Annotated in this window: 19 protein-coding genes; 14 read left to right on the top strand and 5 right to left on the bottom strand. The window is 44.9% G+C overall.

The window, feature by feature from the left end; genetic code table 11:
* Positions 1 to 141 precede the first annotated feature (141 nt).
* The 8 genes from MSG35_RS08390 to MSG35_RS08355 all read left to right on the top strand — a co-directional run bounded on the left by MSG35_RS08390 (position 142) and on the right by MSG35_RS08355 (position 8041).
* Positions 142 to 1659, top strand: a complete 1518-nt coding sequence (locus MSG35_RS08390) for a fumarate hydratase (RefSeq protein ID WP_017068776.1) — start codon at positions 142 to 144, stop codon at positions 1657 to 1659.
* A gap of 164 nt (positions 1660 to 1823) precedes the next feature.
* Entirely contained in the window at positions 1824 to 2009 is a 186-nt protein-coding gene (locus MSG35_RS08385) for a hypothetical protein (protein ID WP_004734731.1), read from the top strand.
* Positions 2010 to 2220: 211 nt separating this feature from the next.
* Entirely contained in the window at positions 2221 to 3594 is a 1374-nt protein-coding gene (locus MSG35_RS08380; protein WP_086970236.1) for a YcjX family protein, read from the top strand.
* Positions 3595 to 3608: 14 nt separating this feature from the next.
* Positions 3609 to 4661 carry a TIGR01620 family protein gene (locus MSG35_RS08375; protein ID WP_248368185.1) on the top strand — a complete coding sequence of 351 codons (1053 nt, stop codon included), beginning with the start codon at positions 3609 to 3611 and terminating at the stop codon, positions 4659 to 4661.
* 123 nt (positions 4662 to 4784) lie between these two features.
* Positions 4785 to 6329, top strand: a complete 1545-nt coding sequence (gene tyrR, locus MSG35_RS08370) for a transcriptional regulator TyrR (RefSeq protein WP_248383669.1) — start codon at positions 4785 to 4787, stop codon at positions 6327 to 6329.
* An 18-nt stretch (positions 6330 to 6347) separates the two neighbouring features.
* The gene (gene rimJ / locus MSG35_RS08365) at positions 6348 to 6935 is read left to right on the top strand and encodes a ribosomal protein S5-alanine N-acetyltransferase (RefSeq protein WP_017060432.1); all 588 of its coding nucleotides are present in this window, start codon (positions 6348 to 6350) and stop codon (positions 6933 to 6935) included.
* Between the two features lie 152 nt (positions 6936 to 7087).
* Positions 7088 to 7561 carry a DUF2947 domain-containing protein gene (locus MSG35_RS08360; RefSeq protein ID WP_017060433.1) on the top strand — a complete coding sequence of 158 codons (474 nt, stop codon included), beginning with the start codon at positions 7088 to 7090 and terminating at the stop codon, positions 7559 to 7561.
* 264 nt (positions 7562 to 7825) lie between these two features.
* Positions 7826 to 8041 carry a hypothetical protein gene (locus tag MSG35_RS08355; RefSeq protein ID WP_012604204.1) on the top strand — a complete coding sequence of 72 codons (216 nt, stop codon included), beginning with the start codon at positions 7826 to 7828 and terminating at the stop codon, positions 8039 to 8041.
* Between the two features lie 170 nt (positions 8042 to 8211).
* Here the strand turns inward: MSG35_RS08355 and MSG35_RS08350 are convergent, their stop codons facing one another.
* The 3 genes from MSG35_RS08350 to MSG35_RS08340 form a co-directional block, all read right to left on the bottom strand.
* Entirely contained in the window at positions 8212 to 11052 is a 2841-nt protein-coding gene (locus tag MSG35_RS08350; protein ID WP_248383668.1) for an Hsp70 family protein, read from the bottom strand.
* Positions 11053 to 11205: 153 nt separating this feature from the next.
* Positions 11206 to 13155, bottom strand: a complete 1950-nt coding sequence (locus MSG35_RS08345) for an Hsp70 family protein (RefSeq protein WP_248383667.1) — start codon at positions 13153 to 13155, stop codon at positions 11206 to 11208.
* Positions 13155 to 13787 carry a DUF2760 domain-containing protein gene (locus tag MSG35_RS08340; RefSeq protein ID WP_017091262.1) on the bottom strand — a complete coding sequence of 211 codons (633 nt, stop codon included), beginning with the start codon at positions 13785 to 13787 and terminating at the stop codon, positions 13155 to 13157. The genes MSG35_RS08345 and MSG35_RS08340 overlap by 1 nt, the downstream gene beginning before the upstream one ends.
* 348 nt (positions 13788 to 14135) lie before the next feature.
* Here MSG35_RS08340 and MSG35_RS08335 point away from each other — a divergent pair, with 348 nt between their 5' ends.
* From MSG35_RS08335 to MSG35_RS08310, 6 genes are all read left to right on the top strand, one after another.
* The gene (locus tag MSG35_RS08335) at positions 14136 to 15674 is read left to right on the top strand and encodes a sensor domain-containing diguanylate cyclase (protein ID WP_050650138.1); all 1539 of its coding nucleotides are present in this window, start codon (positions 14136 to 14138) and stop codon (positions 15672 to 15674) included.
* Positions 15675 to 15761: 87 nt separating this feature from the next.
* The gene (locus tag MSG35_RS08330) at positions 15762 to 16292 is read left to right on the top strand and encodes a 3'-5' exonuclease (RefSeq protein ID WP_017068784.1); all 531 of its coding nucleotides are present in this window, start codon (positions 15762 to 15764) and stop codon (positions 16290 to 16292) included.
* A 305-nt stretch (positions 16293 to 16597) separates the two neighbouring features.
* The gene (locus MSG35_RS08325; RefSeq protein WP_248383666.1) at positions 16598 to 16954 is read left to right on the top strand and encodes an antibiotic biosynthesis monooxygenase family protein; all 357 of its coding nucleotides are present in this window, start codon (positions 16598 to 16600) and stop codon (positions 16952 to 16954) included.
* A 15-nt stretch (positions 16955 to 16969) separates the two neighbouring features.
* Positions 16970 to 17665 carry a hypothetical protein gene (locus MSG35_RS08320; RefSeq protein WP_248383665.1) on the top strand — a complete coding sequence of 232 codons (696 nt, stop codon included), beginning with the start codon at positions 16970 to 16972 and terminating at the stop codon, positions 17663 to 17665.
* Positions 17666 to 17906: 241 nt separating this feature from the next.
* Positions 17907 to 18821, top strand: coding sequence for a winged helix-turn-helix domain-containing protein (locus tag MSG35_RS08315; RefSeq protein ID WP_248383664.1), 915 nt, complete (start codon positions 17907 to 17909; stop codon positions 18819 to 18821).
* 5 nt (positions 18822 to 18826) lie between these two features.
* Positions 18827 to 19264, top strand: coding sequence for a hypothetical protein (locus MSG35_RS08310; protein ID WP_019822532.1), 438 nt, complete (start codon positions 18827 to 18829; stop codon positions 19262 to 19264).
* Positions 19265 to 19297: 33 nt separating this feature from the next.
* Here MSG35_RS08310 and MSG35_RS08305 read toward each other — a convergent pair whose 3' ends face one another.
* A complete protein-coding gene (locus MSG35_RS08305) occupies positions 19298 to 19747 on the bottom strand; it encodes a TerB family tellurite resistance protein (RefSeq protein WP_048609171.1) in 450 nt (149 codons plus the stop codon).
* A 146-nt stretch (positions 19748 to 19893) separates the two neighbouring features.
* The gene (locus MSG35_RS08300; RefSeq protein ID WP_248383663.1) at positions 19894 to 21939 is read right to left on the bottom strand and encodes an alkaline phosphatase family protein; all 2046 of its coding nucleotides are present in this window, start codon (positions 21937 to 21939) and stop codon (positions 19894 to 19896) included.
* Positions 21940 to 21955: the final 16 nt, after the last annotated feature.

Here is a 21955-nt window from a genome sequence, read left to right as displayed (position 1 = left end):
TTTAGTTTAAAGCTATGCAAGCGATTGCTAAAGCAACTAAATACAGCTCAACACAATAAAAAGCTAAACCACCTAATTCGATTTGGCATAGATAGCCAAACGGTGAACCCACATGGAACCAGAACAATAAAGAGGCATGCAATGACGGTTATTCGTAAGCAAGATGTGATCAGCAGTGTCGCTGACGCACTTCAGTACATTTCTTATTATCACCCCTTAGACTTTGTCCAAGCCCTAGAAAAAGCGTACGAGAAAGAAGAGAGCCAAGCAGCTAAAGATGCTATTGCTCAGATTCTTATCAACTCACGCATGTCTGCGGAAGGCCATCGTCCAATTTGTCAGGATACGGGTATTGTTACTTGTTTCGTGAACATCGGTATGGATGTTAGGTGGGAAACGGATCAAACAGTACAACAGATGGTTGATGAAGGCGTTCGTCAAGCTTACAACAACCCAGATAACCCATTGCGTGCATCTGTCCTAATGGACCCTGCAGGTAAGCGTATTAATACCAAAGACAACACACCAGCGGTTGTCCACATTAATATGGTTCCAGGCAACAAAGTTGAAATTCAAATCGCGGCTAAGGGCGGCGGTTCTGAGAACAAAACCAAGATGGTTATGCTGAACCCTTCTGATGATATTGCAGAATGGGTAGAGAAGACGCTGCCAACAATGGGTGCAGGCTGGTGTCCACCGGGCATGCTAGGTATAGGCATCGGCGGTACGGCTGAAAAAGCAGCGGTACTAGCAAAAGAATCTTTGATGGAACACATCGATATTCAAGAGCTTATCGAAAAAGGCCCAGAGAACGCAGAAGAAGAGCTTCGTTTAGACATCTTCAACCGTGTAAATAAGCTTGGTATTGGTGCACAAGGTCTTGGCGGTCTAACGACTGTGGTTGACGTGAAAATCAAAACAGCACCAACGCACGCAGCATCTAAGCCAGTTTGCCTGATCCCGAACTGTGCAGCAACGCGTCACGTTCACTTCACGCTAGATGGCAGCGGCCCAGCAGAGCTAACGCCACCTAAACTAGAAGAGTGGCCAGACATCACTTGGGAAGCGGGCGCAAATACACGCCGTGTTAACCTTGATGAAGTGACTAAAGAAGACGTACAAGAGTGGAAGACCGGAGAAACGGTTCTTCTGTCAGGTAAGATCTTAACCGGTCGTGATGCTGCTCATAAACGTATTCAAGGCATGCTAGAAAGCGGCGAAGGCTTACCAGCTGGCGTTGATTTCAAAGGCAAGTTCATTTACTACGTGGGTCCTGTTGATGCTGTAGGTGATGAAGCGGTAGGTCCTGCAGGTCCAACAACTTCAACACGTATGGATAAGTTCACTGACATGATGCTGAACGAAACTGGCATTATGGGCATGATCGGTAAAGCGGAACGTGGCCCTGCAACGGTTGAATCAATCAAAGAGCACAAAGCGGTTTACCTAATGGCGGTTGGCGGTGCAGCTTATTTAGTCGCGAAAGCAATTAAAAAAGCACGTGTAGTTGCGTTTGAAGATCTCGGTATGGAAGCGATTTACGAGTTTGAAGTTGAAGATATGCCTGTAACGGTAGCGGTTGACTCTAACGGCGTGAACGCACACCAGATCGGCCCTGACACGTGGAAAGTGAAGATTGCTGAAGCTGAGAAAGCGTAATTAACCGAAGCCAAAAAATCGTAATTGTCGTTAACTTCAGCGTTTGAATCGCAATTTTTGACAGAAAGTTAAAGACAAAAGTGCAGCATTATCTGCACTTTTGTCATATTATCAATGATATAGTGATAAACACATAGTTTGATATAAGAACATAGGAGAGAGGAATGCCTCGTTTTATTCAGATCCTACAGATTATCTTGGCAGTGGTGATTGGTGCTTTTGTTGGCTACGACCTGATCTTGAAAGGGATCAGTATCTTTGATAATAAATATGTGACGATTACATGTGCGCTTTGGCTAATTGCAGAGATTGCACTGTTTGTTATCTACAAGTTGATTGAAGACGATTAAACGTCGGATATCGTGCAAAAATTCTAAAGCCCCTGATTATGAATGTAGTCAGGGGCTTTTATTCATCTAGCATTAAGAATGTGTATTGCATACTCACCACTATTAGCAAAAGAACAAACAAAAGCATACAAACTATCCCAACTGGGAAAGAACATAGGCTTGCCTCTTTATTATCATAACCAGCTAGCCTAACTATCACGGAGTCGTTCAAATGAAACACCTAACTCAAGAAATGAGTGACTTTATAAGCAGAGGAACGGATTCTCATATTCGAGTAGCGGTCACGGGGCTTTCTCGTGCGGGTAAGACAGCATTCATTACTTCGCTGGTTAATCAGCTTCTTCATACGTCTACCCATAAAAACCTGCCACTACTTGCATCGGCGAGAGATGGAAGAGTTATTGGCGCAAAGCGTATCCCGCAACACAACATGATGATTCCACGCTTCTCTTATGATGAAGCGATGGAGTCGTTGAATGCACAGCCACCAGAATGGCCGGTGCCAACGCGTGATGTCAGTGAGATTCGTCTAGCAATCAAATATAAGCCTGCGAAGGGCGCGAAAAAGCTACTGAGTAAAAATAGCACCCTTTATCTCGATATTGTCGATTATCCAGGTGAATGGCTGCTTGATTTGCCGTTACTGGATATGGACTTCGATACCTGGAGCCAATCTCAGTTTGCCGCATTGAAAGGCGACAGAGAAACTTACTCGCAACAGTGGAACGCCATGCGTGGTGATATCGATTTGCTAGCAGAAGCGGACGAAAAGAAACTGGTCGCGATTGCCGATAGCTACACCCAGTACCTTCATACTTGTAAAAGTAACGGGTTGCATTGGGTACAGCCGGGTCGATTCGTATTACCTGGTGAGCTTGAAGGCGCGCCCGTACTGCAATTCTTCCCGTGTATCGCACCTGAGTTTAAGTTCTCAAAAACAAGTAACTATGCGGTACTGAAAGCGCGTTATGAAGAGTATCAACAGAAGGTCGTGAAAGCGTTCTATAAGAATCACTTCGCGACGTTTGACAGACAAATCGTGTTAGTGGATTGCTTACAGCCACTTAATGCGGGCTATGATTCTTTCATGGACATGCGTGGCGCGTTAGAACAGTTACTTAAGAGCTTTAAGTACGGTCGAAGCAATATCTTAAGACGCTTATTCGCGCCGAAGATCGACAAGATATTATTCGCCGCAACCAAGGCCGATCACGTGACACCGGATCAACACCCGAACTTGGTATCGCTGTTACAACAGATGGTGCATCCGGCTTGGCAACAGGCGGCGTTTGAACACATCGACATGAGTTGCATGAGCATCGCGTCTATTCAAGCGACCAGCGCGGGCTATATCTCGTCGGGCTCAGACAATGTTCCGGCGTTGCAAGGTGTGACTTTGGATAATGTTCCTCAAACCATGTATCCGGGAGAGGTGCCGCGTAAGTTGCCCAATAAACAGTATTGGGAAACCAACCAGTTTGATTTCACGAGCTTTAGACCGATGGAGCAACATTCCGATGAGCCTTGCCAACATCTAAGAGTCGACAAGGTTTTAGAGTATCTCATTGGCGACAAGTTGAAGTAATTGAGGCAATCAAAATGAGTGAATTAAAAACAAAGCAGGTCTTTAATGAACCGTTGAAGACCTCTTTTGATGAGCAAGACAAGAGCGAAGCTGGCCCGGATTTAGGCGCTCAACAACTGTTCACAGAGCAAGAGAAATTTGTCCCTGTCGCACCGCAAGTGGAAGCCGAACTTGATGGTGAAGCTGAGCAGCAATTGGAACAAGTGATTCGACCGAGCAAAAAGAAGAAGTGGTTTGGAACGGGTTTATTGGTCGCTTTCTCTGGTCTAGTTGGATGGCAGGCAATTGATTCGGTGATTACCGCGATTCAAACGGCTGACTGGCTTGCGTTAGGTTGGGCTGGCTTTATTGCTGCCATTGCTTCATTGGGTTTAGGCGCAATAGGCAAAGAGCTGTGGAAACTGCGCTCACTTAAAGATCACTTTAGTGTGCAAGAGCAGAGTGAAGAACTACTCCAAAGCCAAAGTGTCGGTAAGGGCAAAGCGTTCTGTGAAAACATCGCCAAGCAAGGCGGCATTATCGCTGAGTCTCCTTCGTACGATAAGTGGCGAAACAGCATTAACCCAGCACACAGTGATGCAGAAGTGTTGGATATGTACGATGCGTTAGTCGTGAGTCAACAAGATAAGGTTGCGACTCAAATCGTCACTAAGTTCTCGACCGAATCGGCGGCTTTGGTCGCGGTGAGTCCATTGGCGGCGGCTGATATGTTGCTGGTGGCTTGGCGAAATTTCACCATGATAGACAAGCTTGCTGATGTGTATGGCATTGAGCTTGGCTACTGGTCTCGTATTAAGCTATTTAAACTGGTGTTAATCAACATGGCAGCTGCGGGTGCCAGTGAACTTGCGATAGACGCGAGTATGGACCTCGTCTCGATGGATCTTGCAGGCAAGGTTTCAGCTCGAGCAGGGCAGGGGCTCGGTGTCGGTATTCTCACTGCGAGACTGGGTTTAAAAGCCATGACATTGCTGCGTCCTATGCCTTGGCATAATGAGCGAAAAGTAAAAATATCAGATCTTCGCAAAGCCGTCCTTTCTGAAATAAAGCGTATCACTCTCAAATAAAGCATTTGAAGCTCAATAGTTTGAGAAGAAGAGTAAACATATGTTTACTCTTCTTCTTGACTGAACTCAGAGCTTAATCCACACTACTGTCAACTTATCCTGACACCTATAATAGGACTATTTGTGCGTCTTGAAGTATTGTGTGAAGACAGACTCGGCTTAACGCGTGAGTTGCTCGATATCTTGGCCTCAAAAAGCATTGATTTAAGAGGAATCGAAATTGATGTTAAAGGCATTATTTACCTAAACTGCCCTGATATCGATTTTGATGCTTTTAGTGAACTTATGGCTGAAATTCGCCGAATTTCAGGTGTGAAGGATGTACGTAAAATCCAATTTATGCCAAGCGAAAGGCATAACACAGAGCTGATTGCTCTGCTGGCAAACCTACCTGATCCTGTGATTGCGATTGACCTTAAAGGCTCAGTCGATATGGCTAACCACGCTGCATTGAACCTCTTCAACAAACAAGAAGATGAAGTCATCGGTGAACCGCTAGCGACGTTTGTTCCTAGCTTTAACTTTGCTCGCTGGATCGAAGGCGATGTAACGCGTCATCGTGAAGTTGTCGTGTTGGATGGTTTAGATTTCTCTATTGAGATCCTGCCGATTTACCTTGGTGGTGATGTCAACGAAGCGCTACTGGCAAGCGCAGTAATGACGATTCGCTCTTGTAATCAAGAGATGAACTCGCCAGATTCAATCCCAGAACAGAACAACCTAGGTTTCGAACACTTTGTTGGTGTCTCTAATCGCCATAAAGCCTTGATCAGCCAAGCTAAGAAATTGGCTATGCTGGATCAGCCTCTATTAATTGAAGGCGATACGGGTACAGGTAAAGAGATGTTGGCGAAAGCGTGTCATAACCGTTCAAATCGATCGTCTTTCCCATTCTTGATTCTAAGCTGTGCATCGATGCCTGATGACGTAGCGGAAACGGAATTGTTTGGTCATGCGCCGGGTTCATTCAACCATGAGCAAGGTCATAAAGGTATTTTCGAACAAGCGAATGGCGGTACCGTATTTTTAGATGAAATTGGCGAGATGAGCCCGCATCTACAAATCAAATTGCTGCGTTTCCTACAAGATGGTTCATTCCGTCGTGTTGGTGAAGAAGAAGAGATGCACGCTGATGTTCGTATTATTGCATCAACGCGCCACCGTCTTTCTGAATTAGCCGACTCGGGCTCGTTCCGTGAAGATTTGTTTTACCGCTTGAATGTACTGACTCTGTCTATCCCTGCATTGCGTGAACGCTCAAACGACGTAGCACCGCTGTTGGAACTGTTCGTTGCAAAGTACGCGCAGCAGTTAGGTATGTTAAAACCAAAATTGACTCAAGAGTTAGTCGACCAGCTTGGTAATTACCAATGGCCGGGCAACATTCGCCAGTTAGACAACATGGTTCTACGTGCACTAACAGAGCTAGATTCAGACACACTAACGGTTGAGCAATTCCACTTGCCGCAGCTTGAAACAATGACGGCAGGAATGGCGAACCTGAGCTTAGATGGTTCGCTCGATGAAATCATGAAAGACTATGAATCTCAGATTCTAGAGAAGCTTTATCAGTCTTTCCCATCAAGCCGTAAGCTAGCAAAACGTTTGAATGTATCTCATACCTCAATTGCGAATAAGCTTCGTGATTACGGTATCAGAAAGAACTGATCGAATAAGAACAAGATTATGGAAGATTTGAGTACACCAGAGCGCATTTATAAGCATGATGGTAATCTGATTCTACGCACGGCTGAAATTGATGACGCTGGCATGATCAGCGAGTATTTTCAGGTTAACAGAGAGTACCTGAAACCTTGGGAGCCGATACGCGAAGATGCGTTCTTTGATAGAGCGAGTTGGGCGCAGCGACTGATCAAGTTAAACGAGCTTCATAAAATGGGGCTAGGCTATTACTGTTTACTGATTAACGCTGACTCTAATGAAATGTTAGGCACCATATCGTTCAGTAATTTGTCGCGTTTCCCGTTCTACGCTTGTAATGTCGGTTACTCATTGGCTCAAAGTGCACAGGGCCACGGCTACATGCGCAGAGGTTTGAGCATGGCCAAAGACTACATGTTTGATGTGCAGAACATGCACCGCTTAATGGCGGGCTACATGCCTCACAACGAACGCAGTGCGGGTGTATTAGAACATCTTGGTTTTGTCCGAGAAGGTTTTGCTAAAGACTACCTACAGATTAACGGTAAATGGGAAGACCATATACTGACGGCATTAGTTAACCCGAATTGGGAAGATAGGCGCGCTGTATAGAGACCAATAGTCATTAGGCGTAAGTATCAATTAAGCGTAAATACAGAGTTAGAGGCAGTGACGACATAGATAAAATGAAACCGTCACTGCATCAAAAAGAACAGATAGGCATGGTAAATCCATCAGCCTGAGAAGATATTTGAGGAATTTTGATGTCATACACAACTTTGGACGAATACCAAAGAAAATGGATTTTCACACACCAGTCAATGCCGCTGCCGGCAGAGGACTTGGAAAAGATTAAGCCAATGACACAGGCGAGAGCATCTCAGTTCTGGAAAGAGAACGTGAGCCCTCAAAGCCCAGACGCAGAACGACTAAGCTCGCAAGACTGGCCAAGCAAAGCATCGAACTGGAACGAAGAGATCAGCTGGATGGCGCATTGGGAAGCGGATGAGCCAGAAATGCCAGAAGAGATTCTTAACTTTATTGATTGGCAAGATGACGTAACTGTTTATTTTTGTTATGAAAAGTACAATGTTCTTGAAACCAAATGGGCGATTTTCAAGAAGCATTGGAAGAACTTTTTGTTCTACGATGATGGCCCGATTTTAATCGGTCGCCGTCGTTCAGAAGCCCTTTGGTTTGCTACCAATGGCAAGGTGAAAATCGGTAACCGTGCTTAACCTCGGTGTGATTTAATCGAGCTGGTGTTGGTGATTCGAGCAACAGACAAACAAAAAGCGAGCATCGAGCTCGCTTTTTTTGTGCCTAATGATCTTCGAAGATCATGGGGAAGTACCCACTATTTGAGCCTATCTATAGGTGACCATTTTCATTCGTTCAAGGCGGGTAAATTACGAAATTGAGATCGCTATCTCATTGGGTTAGTTGAAGTTTTATGGGGTTGGGCTATCTTTATATTACTGCCTTAGTGGAGGTGAAGTATTATGATTTGGGATACTCTCGAACGTGTAAATAAACTTCGCAAGGAAGCAATGGAGGATCCAGAGTTTTTGGATTCAGCAAAAATGCATGAGGAATGGCTTTTAAGCGAAACTCATAATCAATCAAACAAAGGAGCAAAAGAGAAGAAACCGAAAAAACTGTCTGACATTTATGAAAATACGGATTTTCCTATCAACCCAACTGGAACAAAACATTAATAATGATGAACTGCAACACGGCTAAGGCTCTTAACCAAAAAGCTATAAGTCGATTACACATACCAGCCTTAAGCCACCAATAAAAAAGCCACTTTCAACGAATCGAAAGTGGCTTTTTTTTTCTTGCTAGCTTCTTTACCATTAGCAACGAAAGCTAATCGTTTTCAAACCTAGTTGTTTATCAGGCTTAATCCGCTTGGTAACGCATCACCAAACACACGCTTAGATTCACTCTCAGAAAGCTCAGTCACTTCACTCACTAGTGTTAACCATGAGTCAGGTACCTTGCTTTGCTTAAGCTTCTCAATCACTTGATTGCGATAGTCGTCAGAGATATCAAACTGACGGTCACCGGTTTTTCGACAAATCATCACTGCTGCAAAGGCGATCATCTGCTCTTTATGCCAGTTCTGCTCAAGCAGTTTCGGTAACCACTGTTCAGCTTGTTCTCTAGGAATCACGCTGTGTTGGCTACCATACAAAGGTGTTCTTGAAGCCAATCGCCCCAGAGCCCACCAGTGCGCTTGTTCAAATTGGTTATGGTTGATCGCTTTGCTTAAGAACCAACTTGCCAGCAGTACTTTGTCTTCAACCTCAAGTTGCTCAAGTGACGCAGCTAAACGAACCATTGCTTCATAACCATTGTCTTGCGCATCTTTGGCCGTCTTAGGGTTCTTCATTGCACCTGGGTGAAGGTATTTAGCGATGTCCGCCAAGATACTCTCTTGCTGTTCTTGGTTTAGTCCACCAGCGACACGGCGCCAGAATACCCACCAATCTGTCCAGCCTTGGTGGTTCTTAAACTGAATGTTCTGTTGGTAAAGGCCCCAAATTTGTTCGATACGCCATGAGTCAGTCGGATCGCCAAAGCCAGGACGTAGCGAGTACCCCGCCAAACGCAGCCAGTTCTTCTCGTGTGCTTCTGAGCGGCGACGACGTTTACGACCTAGTGAGAAGGTATCAAACAGATGACGAAGGGTCGTGAAATCCCATTCATCGCGTTTACCTAGTCGCTTCTCAAGATCTTTCGATAGCGTTTTGATCTCTTTCGATTCAGCACTTTTCTTGTTGCCGCTGTACAGGCGAGAAATCAATTCCTTACACTCTTCCAATCTTGGGTGAAGCGCGGAGGTATCAGATTCATCGCCTTGCTTATTTCTTACTTCAAACTCAAGCAACCAACGCTTAGAGTCATCTTCTGTGCTCACACACTCCATTTTCAGTGTGCCGACTTCGGTTAACTGACAAGCGAGCAGGACTTCAACACGCTCTTTTTGGTTGGCTTGAAGTTCTGCAGTACCTGAGCCTTCCAACGTAGAAATATACGGTGGGAGAGGGGAGAACAAGTCGGCATCCACATTGACCATCACACCGTTTTGAATGGCGGTGTCGTGAGCAATTTGATCGTGTGTTGAAGTCAGTAGATTAAATCGTACTGGCTCACCTAAAGTCAGCGAGAAACGACGGCTGTTTAAGCGTATCTCTTGTCCTTCCTCAGTACCTTTGGCAAGCAGACAAAGCGCTTTACCCATCTTGTTCTTCTCTTGTAGATGCAAGAAGTAAGAACGAGCTGCACCACCACCGATTTTCAGTTGTGCACCACGGCGGGCTTTACCAAAGGCAACCGCGCCAAGGGCAACAGACCAATCTGGATGAGGGTTATCAAGCACTGTGATCGGAGAACCGTTCCAGTTGCCAAGTAGCTGTGTGATTCGTTCAGTGACCAATTCACTGTTAAACACACCACCATTGAGCAGCACGCCAACTGGAATTGCAGGTTTGGTGTTATCGAACTCAATAGAGTCTGAGTTTTCTAATGCGGCTTTAGACACTTGTTGGTGTGTTGTTAGGAATTCTGCGACGTGCTTACTCACCGCAGGATCAGCCACGTAAGGCAGACCAAACTCAACCACAGCACTGCGGCGTTTGTCGGGTGTTTCAGCAAACTCAGAAAGCGGGAAGAAACCTTCCAATGCGATTTGATGAACTTCTTGTTTGGTTAAGCCAATACTCTTAGTACCGCCAAGCAGTTTAGAACCGCTGCCTAGCATTGTGATCTTCACATCATCGGGTGCATTGGCAGAAAGTAGGCTCTCTTTTGCGGCGCGAGTTTGTTGAATTAGTTTGGTTAGGCTAGAAGCATTCAGCTTTTTGTTTTGATTGAAGCGTTGCTCAGCGAGGTGAGCAAGTGCTAAATCGAGGTTGTCACCACCGAGCATCAAGTGTTCACCAACGCCAATACGGTCGAGTGCGAGCTCGTTATTGCCGTCGCTGTTCGCATCGAATTTGGCTTCAATTAAGCTCAAGTCCGTGGTACCACCGCCAACATCACACACTAGAATCAGCGGAATTTGTTGAAGTTCATCTGCTGCGGTTTGTTGGTGACGGGCATACCAGTCATAACAAACGGCTTGCGGCTCTTCGAGTAACAGAATCTTACCTAAGCCCGCCAGTTCTGCGGCTTCGAGTGTTAGCTTACGTGCTGTCTCATCGAAGGAAGCAGGAACGGTAACCACAACATCTTGGTCTTCCAGCTTGTTGCTCGGGTTACGGTAGTTCCATGCTTGGCGAATGTGGTTGAGGTAGCTTGCACTCGCCACAACTGGCGAGACTTTATCGACATCAGCTGCGCCAGCCCAAGGCAGAATATCGGAGTTACGATCAACCGCTTGGTGTGATAGCCAACTCTTAGCACTCGATACTTGGCGGCCTTCAACCTTAGCGCCTAATTCACGTGCCCATTCACCGACGATAACGTTCTTAATATCGCCTTCAACGGGGCTTGGTTCCCATGGCATTGTCAGGTCAGAAGGGGAGATTTGACCTTGTGCTGGGTGGTAACGAAATGATGGAAGTAGGGGCTTGCGAACCACTTCACCGGGGCCGATGAGTTGGTCAATATCGAAAAGAGAAACGGGAGCATGTTGTAGGTCGTCGTTGATTTCACAGTAAGCGACAACCGTATTGGTTGTACCTAAGTCAATGCCGACTAAAAAACGAGGAGTTGCCATACAAAACCTTATTCTTCCAGAGTGATGACCAGTTTTTTGATAGCTTTGGTCTTATTGTTGTTATTCGTAAACGTCATTCCTGAGAAACAGGCAGGACTAGATTGAGAAATGCATTGATAAAGTAACGGCACCCGCTAAGGTGCCGTTGATTCATTATGCTTGTTCGTTTGAGTCGTTATTCGAGTCTTCACGAACGTCGAACTCAACGTGCCACTTCTGACCGTTGTCAGTAGCAATCGCTTCTAGGTATAAGGTACCTAGCTCAGTAACGCGAGAAGCCAAAGTCACTGGAACCACTTCACCTTCGCGACGGCCTTCAGATACAGGCAGTGTCACTTGGATTTCAGGAAGCTCATCAAGCTCTTCAGGCGCCCAATGATCAAGGTGCGTACCCGCTTCATCTTCACGACGAATGGTTGAACCGAAGAACTGGAAGTGTACTGGCTGACCAATCACTAGACCGAACTCTTGACTAGGTACTTGTACGCTTGAGCCTTCTTCCATACCAAATGGTGCAACACACAGTGCTTCCATTGGAGGAGCCATACCTGGGATTGCTGGCATCGCGCTTTCAATTCCTACGTAGTAAGAAGAAGCGATACCGCCACGGATACGAACGCCTTGGCCACGACGAACTGCGCCGTAGTATGAAGCGCCGCTTGCAACCGCTAGGTCTAAATCTAAACCTGAAAGTTGTTTTGCGAACTCTTCGTCAGCATTGATCAGCCATTCGTTGATCGTATCTGAAAGACGATCTGCAAGTAGGTTCGATTTTAGAACACCACCATTGAACAGGATTGCTGTTGGTTTGATGAAGTCAGCCGCTGGCGCTTCTGCACCGGGCATACCAGGCATGTTTGCAAACGGGTTGAAATCTTGCTGAGCCGCTTCGCTATTTCCAGAAAGCGCGTTCGCTTGCTTAGAAAGGAATGCGGCAATGTGACGAGTAATACCTGCGTCTTGAGCGTAAGGCAGACCCATTTGAGTCAGTGCACCACGCGTTTTTTGTACTGGGTGCTCAGTCACAGCCACTTTCGGGAAGAAGCCATCAACCAATGTTTGTTGTACTTCTTGCTGAGTCAGTTCTGTTTTCAGTGTTGCGCCAAGTAGTTTAGAACCACGGCTTGGAACAACGATAGGCACAGATTGCAGTTCAGCATCGTTTAGTAGTGCTTCTTTCGCATCACGACATGCGTGAGTCATAGCTTGAACCTGCCAAGGAGCTAGCTCTTTGCCTTCTTGTGCCAGTTTCATTTTCAGGCGGTAAGCGAGTGCTAAGTCCATGTTGTCGCCGCCAAGTAGGATATGTTCACCTACTGCGATACGGTTCAGGCTTAGGTTGCCGTCATCTTGTGTTACTTCAACTAACGAAAGGTCGGTTGTACCACCACCGATATCGACAACAAGAACGATGTCACCAACGTTTACTTCATCACGCCATGTGTCGTTGCTGTTATCAATCCAGCTGTAAAGAGCCGCTTGTGGCTCTTCAAGAAGCGTTAGGTGAGTGAAACCAACATTACGTGCAGCTTCTGCTGTTAGGTCACGAGCCGCAGGATCAAACGAAGCAGGCACCGTGATCGTTACATCTTGGTCTGCCAGTTTGTGTTCTGGGTTTGCGTGGTTCCATGCGTCTTTAAGATGCTCAAGGTACAATTCAGTTGTCTTAAGCGGAGATACTTTTTCAACTTCTTCAGGGCTGCCTGCAGGAAGGAAAGCATCGCGACGGTTAACACCACCGTGGCACAACCAAGATTTTGCACTTGCTACCAAACGGATAGGGGTTTTAGAACCAAGGTTACGAGCAATTGCACCCACTAGCGCTTTTGGCTCTGAAGACCAAGGAAGAACGCGAGAGCCCGCATTCATTTCATGTTCGTGTGGTTGGTATAGGAACGAGCCAAGTTGGCTGCGAGTTTCTACTGTACCTGGCGCCGTCAGTTGAGGGATTTGCATCACCTCTACACGTGCGTCTTCATTGCTTGTGTCGATATAAGACAAAACGCAATGTGTAGTACCTAAATCGATACCAACACTGAATTTAGGTGCCTGATTTTGCTTTTGAGAAGATAGCTCTTGAGCTGAATGACTTTGGTGTTCCATTATAGCTCCACCTCTGCCGGTGCAATTACAGATGCATCGTAGTTTTCAGCAAGCTTAGGCAGGTTCATGTCAGTTGCTTTCCAACCTTTGTGAACCAGTGTGCCGTTGAATGGTGCATTGCCCGTTACGTTGCCTGTTAGGCGGATTTCTTGAGGGTTGAAACCTTCAGCGATAGTGATACGTGTTTCTTCATCTTCTGTACGGATGTGAGACAGCGTTACGTAATCGGCTAATACTTTTTGACCACCAGTGTGAATAACACGAGCTGCTGCGCCAACTTCTTCATCAGAGAATGACGTTAGGTCTTCTTTTAGGAAGTCGATAAGACGCGCTTCTTGCTGCATGATAGACAGTAGCTGCATTGCTGAATCAGTCGGTGCTGTTGCCAGCTTAGATTCAACTTCGACTACTTTTTCGATCACACGTTCAACTTCTACTACTTTCTCTACTTCGACAATTTTCTCAACTGGCTTTTCAACTTCAACGATCTTTTCTACTGGTTTTTCTACGACTTTCTCAACCACTTTGGTTTTACGAGAAACGGCAATTAGCAGTAGTAAAACGCTTGATGCAGTTAGGCCTGCGTGAAGCATATCAAACGTTTGTGGGATTAGGTTCAAATCAACGATCATAGTGATTTCTCTTTAAAATTGATTTAACGGTATATTCGTCGGTTCAAAGGAATATACAGGTTGGAAAGAAACTCATTGGCACTAAGCCGAAACGGTCACTTTCAAGCTATAAATATGGATGGATACTAGCATATTCAAGGCTTAAGAGTGGTATTTAATGTTTTTAATCACGTGGGTTTTTGGTGTGTTAGCTTGAAATTTAGTCGAGATTCGTTCGAATATTGGTCGTCGATGTAAGGGCGAGGTAAACAATGCCCATTTTATGTCATTTTTAAAACCAAACTTAAATGGAGCATCATTCCCTTCCGTTATATACTTTTAACTCATTAGAGCCTATTTGGAAGCCACATGCCGCACACTACTGACCCACTAACAGGGTTGAAGAGACGAACTCTCCCATTGGTCGTATTTTTGGTCAGTTTTTTGATTACTGTGTTGTGTTTTATATTAGTCGCGTTAAACCAAAACCGCGCGTTAAATATGAATCTGGATAGCTTTGCTACTCACCAGACACTGAGTTTGGAAGCGTTTATCGCTAATGACGTAGCTTACATTGGTTCTGGTGCTAATTTTTTCTACGCAAATGACCCTGAAAACTGGGATAAGTTTGATCGTTTTGCACAACAAACGATTAATGTTTCAAAAAGTCTAATTGGCTTGCAGTGGATGCAAAAAGTGGCAGCAGACGATATTGCCGAGCATACCGCTAAGATGAAAGAAAAATACCCGTCTTACGAACTGTTCACTATTCCAAAACACGAAGCCAAAGTCTTTGGTTACATCTTAGATGGTGAGCCGGCGTTCATTGCTAGTGACCTGTATCCCAACACACAAGCAAACGACAACGTCCTTGGTTTTTACTCTTCTCGTGAGCGCTTCAAGCTGGTTTTAGATAATATTAAACAGACACGTAAAGCGAATATTTCAGACAAAGTTCGCTTGCTTCAAGACGGCTTAGATCAAAATACACCAAAGACCGGCATGTTGGTTTATCACCCAGTATTTGAAGGTGAAAGCGATAATCTACTTGGCGTTGTGATTGGTGTGGTTCGCACGACTTATTACTTTGAAAATCTACTGGCTTCGGCAGTCGGCGACATGGATGTCTATATTCGTGTTACCGATACGGGTTTCGAAGCAGAAGACTCCCCAATATTGTTTGAAACCGAGGGTTATGAAGCCGTTTCTGGCCACCACATAACAAAAACAATCACACTGACCAATCGAGATTGGAAGGTCGATTACAAAATAGATTCATGCATCTCTTTCTATGGTTATCTGGTGTTAACCGGAATCGCGTTAGTCGGAACAACCATCTCATTGCTGTTGGCGTATATCGTTAATATGCAAATCCGAGAGAAAGAGCGTTTGTATCAAATGCTTGATAAAAGAACAGAAGAGCTTCGTTTTCTAGCCAACCATGACAGTCTTACGGAAGTTTATAACCGACGTGCTTTCAATAAGATGTTAGATAAAGCGATACAGCGAAATGAACCTTTTAGTCTTATCGGATTTGATGTTGATAAGTTCAAAGGCATTAACGACCAATTCGGTCACCCTGCTGGGGATGCTTTACTCATTCATGTCATTAAGCTGATTTCAGTTAGCCTGAAAGAGGGGGATAACCTGTTTCGTATAGGTGGAGATGAGTTCTGTATCATTTCTAGTATTACAAACCATGAAGCCCTAGAACGATACTTACAATGTATTCTAAGAACAGTGAGCCAGTCTCATTGTGAGCACAAAGGTCGACAGCTTGGTTGTACTTTGAGTATTGGTGCTGCTATTTACGCTAATGAAAACACGGAAGAGATTCTGCAAAAAACAGACAGTATGCTCTATCAAAGTAAGTCGAATGGCCGAAATCGAGTGACAATTGCAGGCTAAATGAGCACTTGATACAACTAGGGTCGAGTTCTGTATTGGGCTCATGTACAATTTCACGAAATTTTTGACGAGAGAATTAGGCGACGTATGAATCACAATCGAGTTGTGTGTTTCGATTTGGAAATGTGCTGTTGGAGCGAAGACGGTGTGGGAACAACAGGGGAGATCATTGAAGTTGGTCTTGCTGAGATTGATCTAGCATCCGGCACTATCGTGAAGCGAGCGCAATACTACGTTAAGCCAGAGAAAGACGAAGTCTCTCTATTCTGTGCCGAGTTAACGGGCATTACACCTCGTAAAATCGAAAAGCAGGGTCGCCCATTAGAGTCTGTCATCAAGTCGATGATTAAGAACTTCGGCGGTCCAAAAAAAATCTATGCAGCGTGGGGACGTGATGACCTCATCTTACACAAAGAGTGTATTGAAAAAGGCATCGAACCTCCGTTCAGCGAGTTCTTGAATATCGCCACGCTTTATCGAGTTCAGAATCGATTGAAAGACAAGCGCATTGGTCACCGCGCCGCTCAAGAAGCGAAAAATATTGAGTGGGAAGGTCGTCAACACTCGGGTTATGTTGATGCTTATAACTTGGCTAAGCTAACGCTGACGATGCTGTAGTCGTTTGCATTAAACGAGCGCTCGGTTAAAAACTGAAACCAGCCAGATTGTTGTGAGTTATCCAAATCAAAGCCACCTACTTATTAGGTGGTTTTTTTGTGCCTGTAATTCAAGGAAAATTCCGTTCAAAAGAAAACTCATTTCAGCGAGTGGTTTATCAATAGTGAGTGGCTACATCGCTTATTTTACGAGTGAATAATATTGGTTTGAAATTTAGCTTTTTAATTAATATTAAATCGCAGGTTGCAGCCTTGATTGGCCAGAGCTAAATGATAGCGTTAGCTCACCCAAACAAGGAGATTAGGATGAAGAACATAATTAAGTCTGGTTTAGTACTGGGGGCACTAAGCGTAAGTGCGTTGGTTTCGGCACAACCCGTTGTATTGATTAACACTTTTTCAGTCGAGCCAGCCCATGAAGCCGCGACATTAACGTATTGGGAAGATGCGCGAGATGTATTGGTGAAGCAACCCGGATATATCTCTACCAAATTGCACCGCTCTTTAAGCTCGGACGCGACATACCGCTTTATCAATGTCGCTGAATGGGAGAGTAAGAAGCAATTCCATGATGCAATACAAGTGATGAGAAAAGAGCTACCACCTTTAAAAATCGAAGGGGTTTCTGCTGACCCTAACTTGTATGAAATTATTCGCGACTAATTAGGAAACCACATAATGAAAACAATTCGAGGAACCTTTTTAGCTATTTTTAGCTTTCTATTTTCAGCGATTCTATTTTCTAGCTATAGCCATGCTGCGGCATACGGCGTGTCAGTGGCTTGGAAAACCGATGACGCTCAAGCGGTATTTGAGGCAATGCCTCATCAGCAAAAAGCCTTTGCTAACTTAGTTGATGCAGGCTTGGTCCACGACATGTTCGTATCAGAAAGCTTTGTCGGAGATAAGAAATTTCCGATCATCAAATTTGTGATTGAAGCGGACAGTGAACAGCACGTTCGAGAGTTGATTGGTAACTTACCATTCCAATTTAAAGAGCTTGTCGAGGTGACTGAAATCAGAGACATCGGTAATAAGTGGTTAAACACCGAAGTCGCTTTTAAAAACTACGCAGTCGAACTCGCTTGGACAGAGCCTGAGAATCAATTCATTGTCGATGAGATTATCAGTCAAGATTTACAAATGGTTGTCGATTGGAGCGCTCAAGGCGTGATTACTTCTGCTTACTTAAAGCATCAAGAAATAGCCCAAGAGAAGCCAAACCAAAAAGCGATGATCAGACCAATCTACTCAATGGCAATATTGGCTAAAAATGAACAACAAGCTCGCGAAATTGCCAGTCAGCTGAATGCAGTAAAGCTCGGCTTTGCTGAAGTCATGGTCAGTGAATTGGGCTTTAAACTAGACCTATAAATAAATGAGATCTATAGACAATAAGAACTAAAGAAAATGGAAGCTATCGAAAATGAGAATTATCAAAATCAATCGATATAGCTTTCTTTCTATAGACCTCATTCGTTGTTTTAATGGCTAGGCTTTGTACTAAGGTGAGTGAGTCTGCGTGACTCACTCACCTTATTGTTATTTTATTCTTGTTACTTGCTGAGCTTATATTTGGCTTAATTATTGGCTAAACTTATCACTATTCTTTTCTATGTATGGTTTGGCATTAGCTCAACCAAACGAACACCTTTTTGATGACCTTTTTATTTATGAACACCTCGCCGAAATGAACGCCAGTAGCCCTGAAAAAATCATCTTAGACGCTTCAGGTATCGAGATGATTAACAACACACTCATTGATTCGAACTTGGACAAGCAGGTGACTTTGTCTCCCTCAGAAGCCTTGATTCTTGAGTTCTTAGTGAAGAACAGCCCCAAAGCTGTGGGTCGCGACTTCTTGCTTGAGCATTGTTGGCCGGGCAGGGTGGTGACGGGCAGTTCGCTTAATGTTGCAGTGAAGAACATTCGTACAGCATTAGGTTCACTTAAGTGTGATTGCAAAATCTTAACGGTGCAAAAGGAAGGGTACAGTTTTAGCAGACCTCAACAGCTTGATGGCTACCTATCTACACCCACCTCGGCTATTCAAGGTGAAGTACCTCAATATGAAGCGCCTAAAGTTGAAGCGCTTAATGTAACCTCAGCAGTAAGGAGCTCGAGTACTGAGCGTGGTGACAATGAACGTGAGCCAGCCTTAACGAAGCAACCAGACTCGTATAAACAGCGTCAGGTGCAGCATCTTGTCGCGCGTCATCGCTCTCGTATCGCCGGAATATTAGTCAGCGGATTTCTTCTTATGCTGTTTTATCAGTTTGCTTTTTTTATGGATAAGACGAGTTATCACGGCATGGATGTTTATCACGACAGTTTGAATTTTGATCAAGAGCTTTTAACTGAGTTGAATACTGTGTCAGAACTCGGTGTTGAGTCACTCTACCTGCATCGCATTGGCGTTGGGTGTCAGAACATTCAAGCCGTTGCTTTGATAAACGGGCGCTGGAAAGAGATGAGCCATCAGTTTAAATCGCTCTCTTGTGATGACGACAATGACGATGAGCGAGGATAGCCGATATGAATCGTAAGTTTTGGATGCCTATCTTGTTGACGCTTTTTGTTATTCTAAATGTAGGCTTAATTTCTGGGCTCGCAACCAAAAGTACTTATAAATTCACCGCAGAATATCCGATGATAGGCTGGGAGAAAATCTCACTTCGATTGGAAAATGGTCGAGTCAAAATGCAGTACATTGGTTACGACATGGATGGGAATGTCGCTCAAACCAAGCAAATGTTTGGTGTGTTCTTACGCTGGGGGAATCACTACTACCTTTATCAATTGGACCAAGAGCAGGCCCAAGATAAACAGACATTCAATATCAAGCACTTATATATTCAACAAACTCAAGGTAAGCGCAGTGTGTTGGTATCGAATCAGCGCGGCCTTTATGTAACGAAAAAAGGCGCGCCATTAGAACTTAAAGGCATCATGCATGGCGATCGATTACGTTAATACAGAGGCTTAACGCGAATAGAAAACCTTTGGTTAGCTTTTACCGAGGACGTTCAGCTTAGTTTTGATAAAGTCACTATGGTCAACGTAGAGCAGTTCCGCTGTTTTACGGATCACAGAGTCTTCGATAGGGTCAATTTCCCCGTCGGCATGCGCCACTTCCCACATCGCTTTGATTAAGTCAATTCGCACTGGCTGAGATAGGTCTCTGAGTTGCGATGTAAAGTCATACAGCGATACTGATTGTTCTACTTTTGGTTCTGCTTGCGCGAGCAGCACCTTTGCTTGTTCTTCATCTAAATCCAGCAAGCGTTGCAGAAGCTGTAGCTTGGCGACTCTTTCTGATTCATTGATCTGATGGTCGGCTCCCGCCACTTCACACAACAAACTCGCGATGGCGATATTAGGTGATGTGCCTTGGTTTTTGCTTAGGTCCTGGCCTTCAATCAATTGTTTAAACATTGATGTGAGAGAATTGAACATAACGAGCTCCAGTTAAAATTTGTATCGGGTTCCGTAACGCTGATAGCTATCAACTATAACCATAACTATTGGGTCTACAGAGTGTGATCGCAAGCGTCTTTACTAAAAACTGACATTACGGATAGGCGAGCGATGAGGAGCACTTCCTAGTCCGGTTCCGGAAAACGCGTAACCTTACCGTCGCCACTGAGTGTCGTGATCGATTGCGGTTTACCATCCACATCTAGCCTTAACTCCCCAATCGCACTGCGGTTTGAAAGGCGATAGAAGGTTTGATTGTCGGGGCTTCGCTTTTCGATCTTCAAGCGTTTACGCTTAGTGAAGTAGTTCAAAACTGAGCGAGGGCTGTATAACAGGCGGTCCCATACATCGCAGAATTTAAGCAGCGGAGCAGGGAACTGATTTTTAATACCACTACAGGTGATTTGATAGATGTTCGGGCTGTTGCGACGATACCTAAGCTTGATGTCATAAGCGAAGGAGTAGTGAACGTCACCAGAAAGTACCACAAAGTTGGTTGGTGTTTTGGTATGTGTAAAGATACTGATCAGCGTATTCGCACTGCCCGGATGTGCCATCCAGTTTTCAGCGTCAATCACTAATGGCTTGCCGATTGTAGTCGCCATCTTTTGCAGTGTTTCAATAAACTTCACGCCAAACATCGGCGCAGCAGAAACGATCACCACTTTATCTTGATTCATTAACTGATGTTGGAACTCAATCAGGGCTTCCCAGTCCATCAAACCTGAAGGTTTATTCATTTGTGACTCTGAACGCCAACGACGCGTACGAGTATCTAACACAATGACTTTGGGTGAGCTATCTATTGTGTAATGCCACTCTTCAAAGCGACTCAGCATCTCAATGAAGGTTTGATGTTTGTCTGGCTCGATATTGCTAACAGAGTGAGTAGTCACGGCATTGCCGGCTTCATTATGAGTTTGTTTAGTAATGCGCGGTTGTTTAGCAATGAGCGGTTGAGCGACAAAAAGCTGTTTTGCTTGCTCGATGAACGTTTCGTCGAAGCTCTCCGGTTTGTTACCCCAACCCTGACACATCCAGTAAGCTGCGAGGCCGTTACCTATCACTTGAGTCGCGAACTGGTTTTGGTCGACGGCATGTTCCCAACCCACGGTAAGGTTCCAATCATCCGTCACATCGTGATCATCAAAGATCATGTACGTTGGAATATGCGCGAACAGACGTTGTACTTGCGGTAAGCCAGCAATGAAATCATCCATGATGATGCTTTCATCACGCCATTGTTGCTGCTCAGTCGGTGTTAATTGTCGTCCACCTTGAGTGAAGTTATTCTCAATTAAACGCTCTCGATTGACGCATTGCCACAGTGTTGGAGACCAAACCAATAGGTACATCGCGATAAACTCAGACAGCGTGACCAAGTGATTTTCACAATCGGTAGAGCTAAAAATCGGCACGCCACGATTAGGAAAAAACTTATCGAGCATCGATTCTGAAGTGGTGTGGTGCGGCAAATAGTGATGACGCTGGTATAAGTGGTATTCACTGTTATACAGAGCGTCACTGCTGTTGATTTTCTTAATTTGCGAGTCGGTCGGTAAGCTCTCGCCAACAAGGCCAAGCAGTTGAATCACTTGCTGAATAGCATCAAGTGTTGGGCCTGCCACATGATCGGCGTAGATCTGATCGCCGCTCATCATCAGCATATCGGGTCTTTCAGCGACGGTTTGATCGGCTATCTTGTTATCGGCCGAGACTAGGCTGTCTTTGCTTGGATGATGCGGATTACGGCAAGAGCCATGAAGAATGTAATCAGCCGAGGTCGAGATCTTAAACTCAACGCGAGATTTACCGTTGTAAACAAGGTGAGGGGCGAGATCTTTTAATGAACCTGACTCTGTGTGAATGTCATATTCAAGCAGCGTATTAGTCGGAAACTCACCTTGTAAGCGAACTAGTGTTACCCACGCATGTGTACCGATTTGAATCGAATCATGCTCTTCAAGCGATGAGGTATAAAACGGCAGATCTTGTTCTGCTTCAGAATGCTCTTTTTCGTTCGAAAAGCCCGTTTCTTGAATGTGAAGTTCAGCTCTGCCTTTAAGAGGTGAGCTGGTGGCTAACCAAAGTACCACTTCAGTCGCGGTGGTTTTTCTTAAAATGGGTCCGGCGAGTAACAGGGGAAGAGATGATGTCGTAGAGGGTTTCAATACGGTACCTAAAATC

Origin of the sequence: Vibrio sp. 1CM23M, assembly GCF_023161755.1 — a bacterium.
In the GTDB taxonomy this organism is placed as follows: domain Bacteria; phylum Pseudomonadota; class Gammaproteobacteria; order Enterobacterales; family Vibrionaceae; genus Vibrio; species Vibrio coralliirubri.
This window is presented reverse-complemented; position numbering and strand designations above follow the sequence as displayed.

Excerpts from the sequence above, each read along its gene's own strand:
- MSG35_RS08390 (WP_017068776.1), top strand. The coding sequence starts at position 142 with ATGACGGTTATTCGTAAGCAAGATGTGATCAGCAGTGTCGCTGACGCA.
- MSG35_RS08385 (WP_004734731.1), top strand. The coding sequence starts at position 1,824 with ATGCCTCGTTTTATTCAGATCCTACAGATTATCTTGGCAGTGGTGATT.
- MSG35_RS08380 (WP_086970236.1), top strand. The coding sequence starts at position 2,221 with ATGAAACACCTAACTCAAGAAATGAGTGACTTTATAAGCAGAGGAACG.
- MSG35_RS08375 (WP_248368185.1), top strand. The coding sequence starts at position 3,609 with ATGAGTGAATTAAAAACAAAGCAGGTCTTTAATGAACCGTTGAAGACC.
- rimJ (WP_017060432.1), top strand. The coding sequence starts at position 6,348 with ATGGAAGATTTGAGTACACCAGAGCGCATTTATAAGCATGATGGTAAT.
- MSG35_RS08360 (WP_017060433.1), top strand. The coding sequence starts at position 7,088 with ATGTCATACACAACTTTGGACGAATACCAAAGAAAATGGATTTTCACA.
- MSG35_RS08355 (WP_012604204.1), top strand. The coding sequence starts at position 7,826 with ATGATTTGGGATACTCTCGAACGTGTAAATAAACTTCGCAAGGAAGCA.
- MSG35_RS08350 (WP_248383668.1), bottom strand. The coding sequence starts at position 11,052 with ATGGCAACTCCTCGTTTTTTAGTCGGCATTGACTTAGGTACAACCAAT.
- MSG35_RS08345 (WP_248383667.1), bottom strand. The coding sequence starts at position 13,155 with ATGGAACACCAAAGTCATTCAGCTCAAGAGCTATCTTCTCAAAAGCAA.
- MSG35_RS08340 (WP_017091262.1), bottom strand. The coding sequence starts at position 13,787 with ATGATCGTTGATTTGAACCTAATCCCACAAACGTTTGATATGCTTCAC.
- MSG35_RS08335 (WP_050650138.1), top strand. The coding sequence starts at position 14,136 with ATGCCGCACACTACTGACCCACTAACAGGGTTGAAGAGACGAACTCTC.
- MSG35_RS08330 (WP_017068784.1), top strand. The coding sequence starts at position 15,762 with ATGAATCACAATCGAGTTGTGTGTTTCGATTTGGAAATGTGCTGTTGG.
- MSG35_RS08325 (WP_248383666.1), top strand. The coding sequence starts at position 16,598 with ATGAAGAACATAATTAAGTCTGGTTTAGTACTGGGGGCACTAAGCGTA.
- MSG35_RS08320 (WP_248383665.1), top strand. The coding sequence starts at position 16,970 with ATGAAAACAATTCGAGGAACCTTTTTAGCTATTTTTAGCTTTCTATTT.
- MSG35_RS08315 (WP_248383664.1), top strand. The coding sequence starts at position 17,907 with ATGTATGGTTTGGCATTAGCTCAACCAAACGAACACCTTTTTGATGAC.
- MSG35_RS08310 (WP_019822532.1), top strand. The coding sequence starts at position 18,827 with ATGAATCGTAAGTTTTGGATGCCTATCTTGTTGACGCTTTTTGTTATT.
- MSG35_RS08305 (WP_048609171.1), bottom strand. The coding sequence starts at position 19,747 with ATGTTCAATTCTCTCACATCAATGTTTAAACAATTGATTGAAGGCCAG.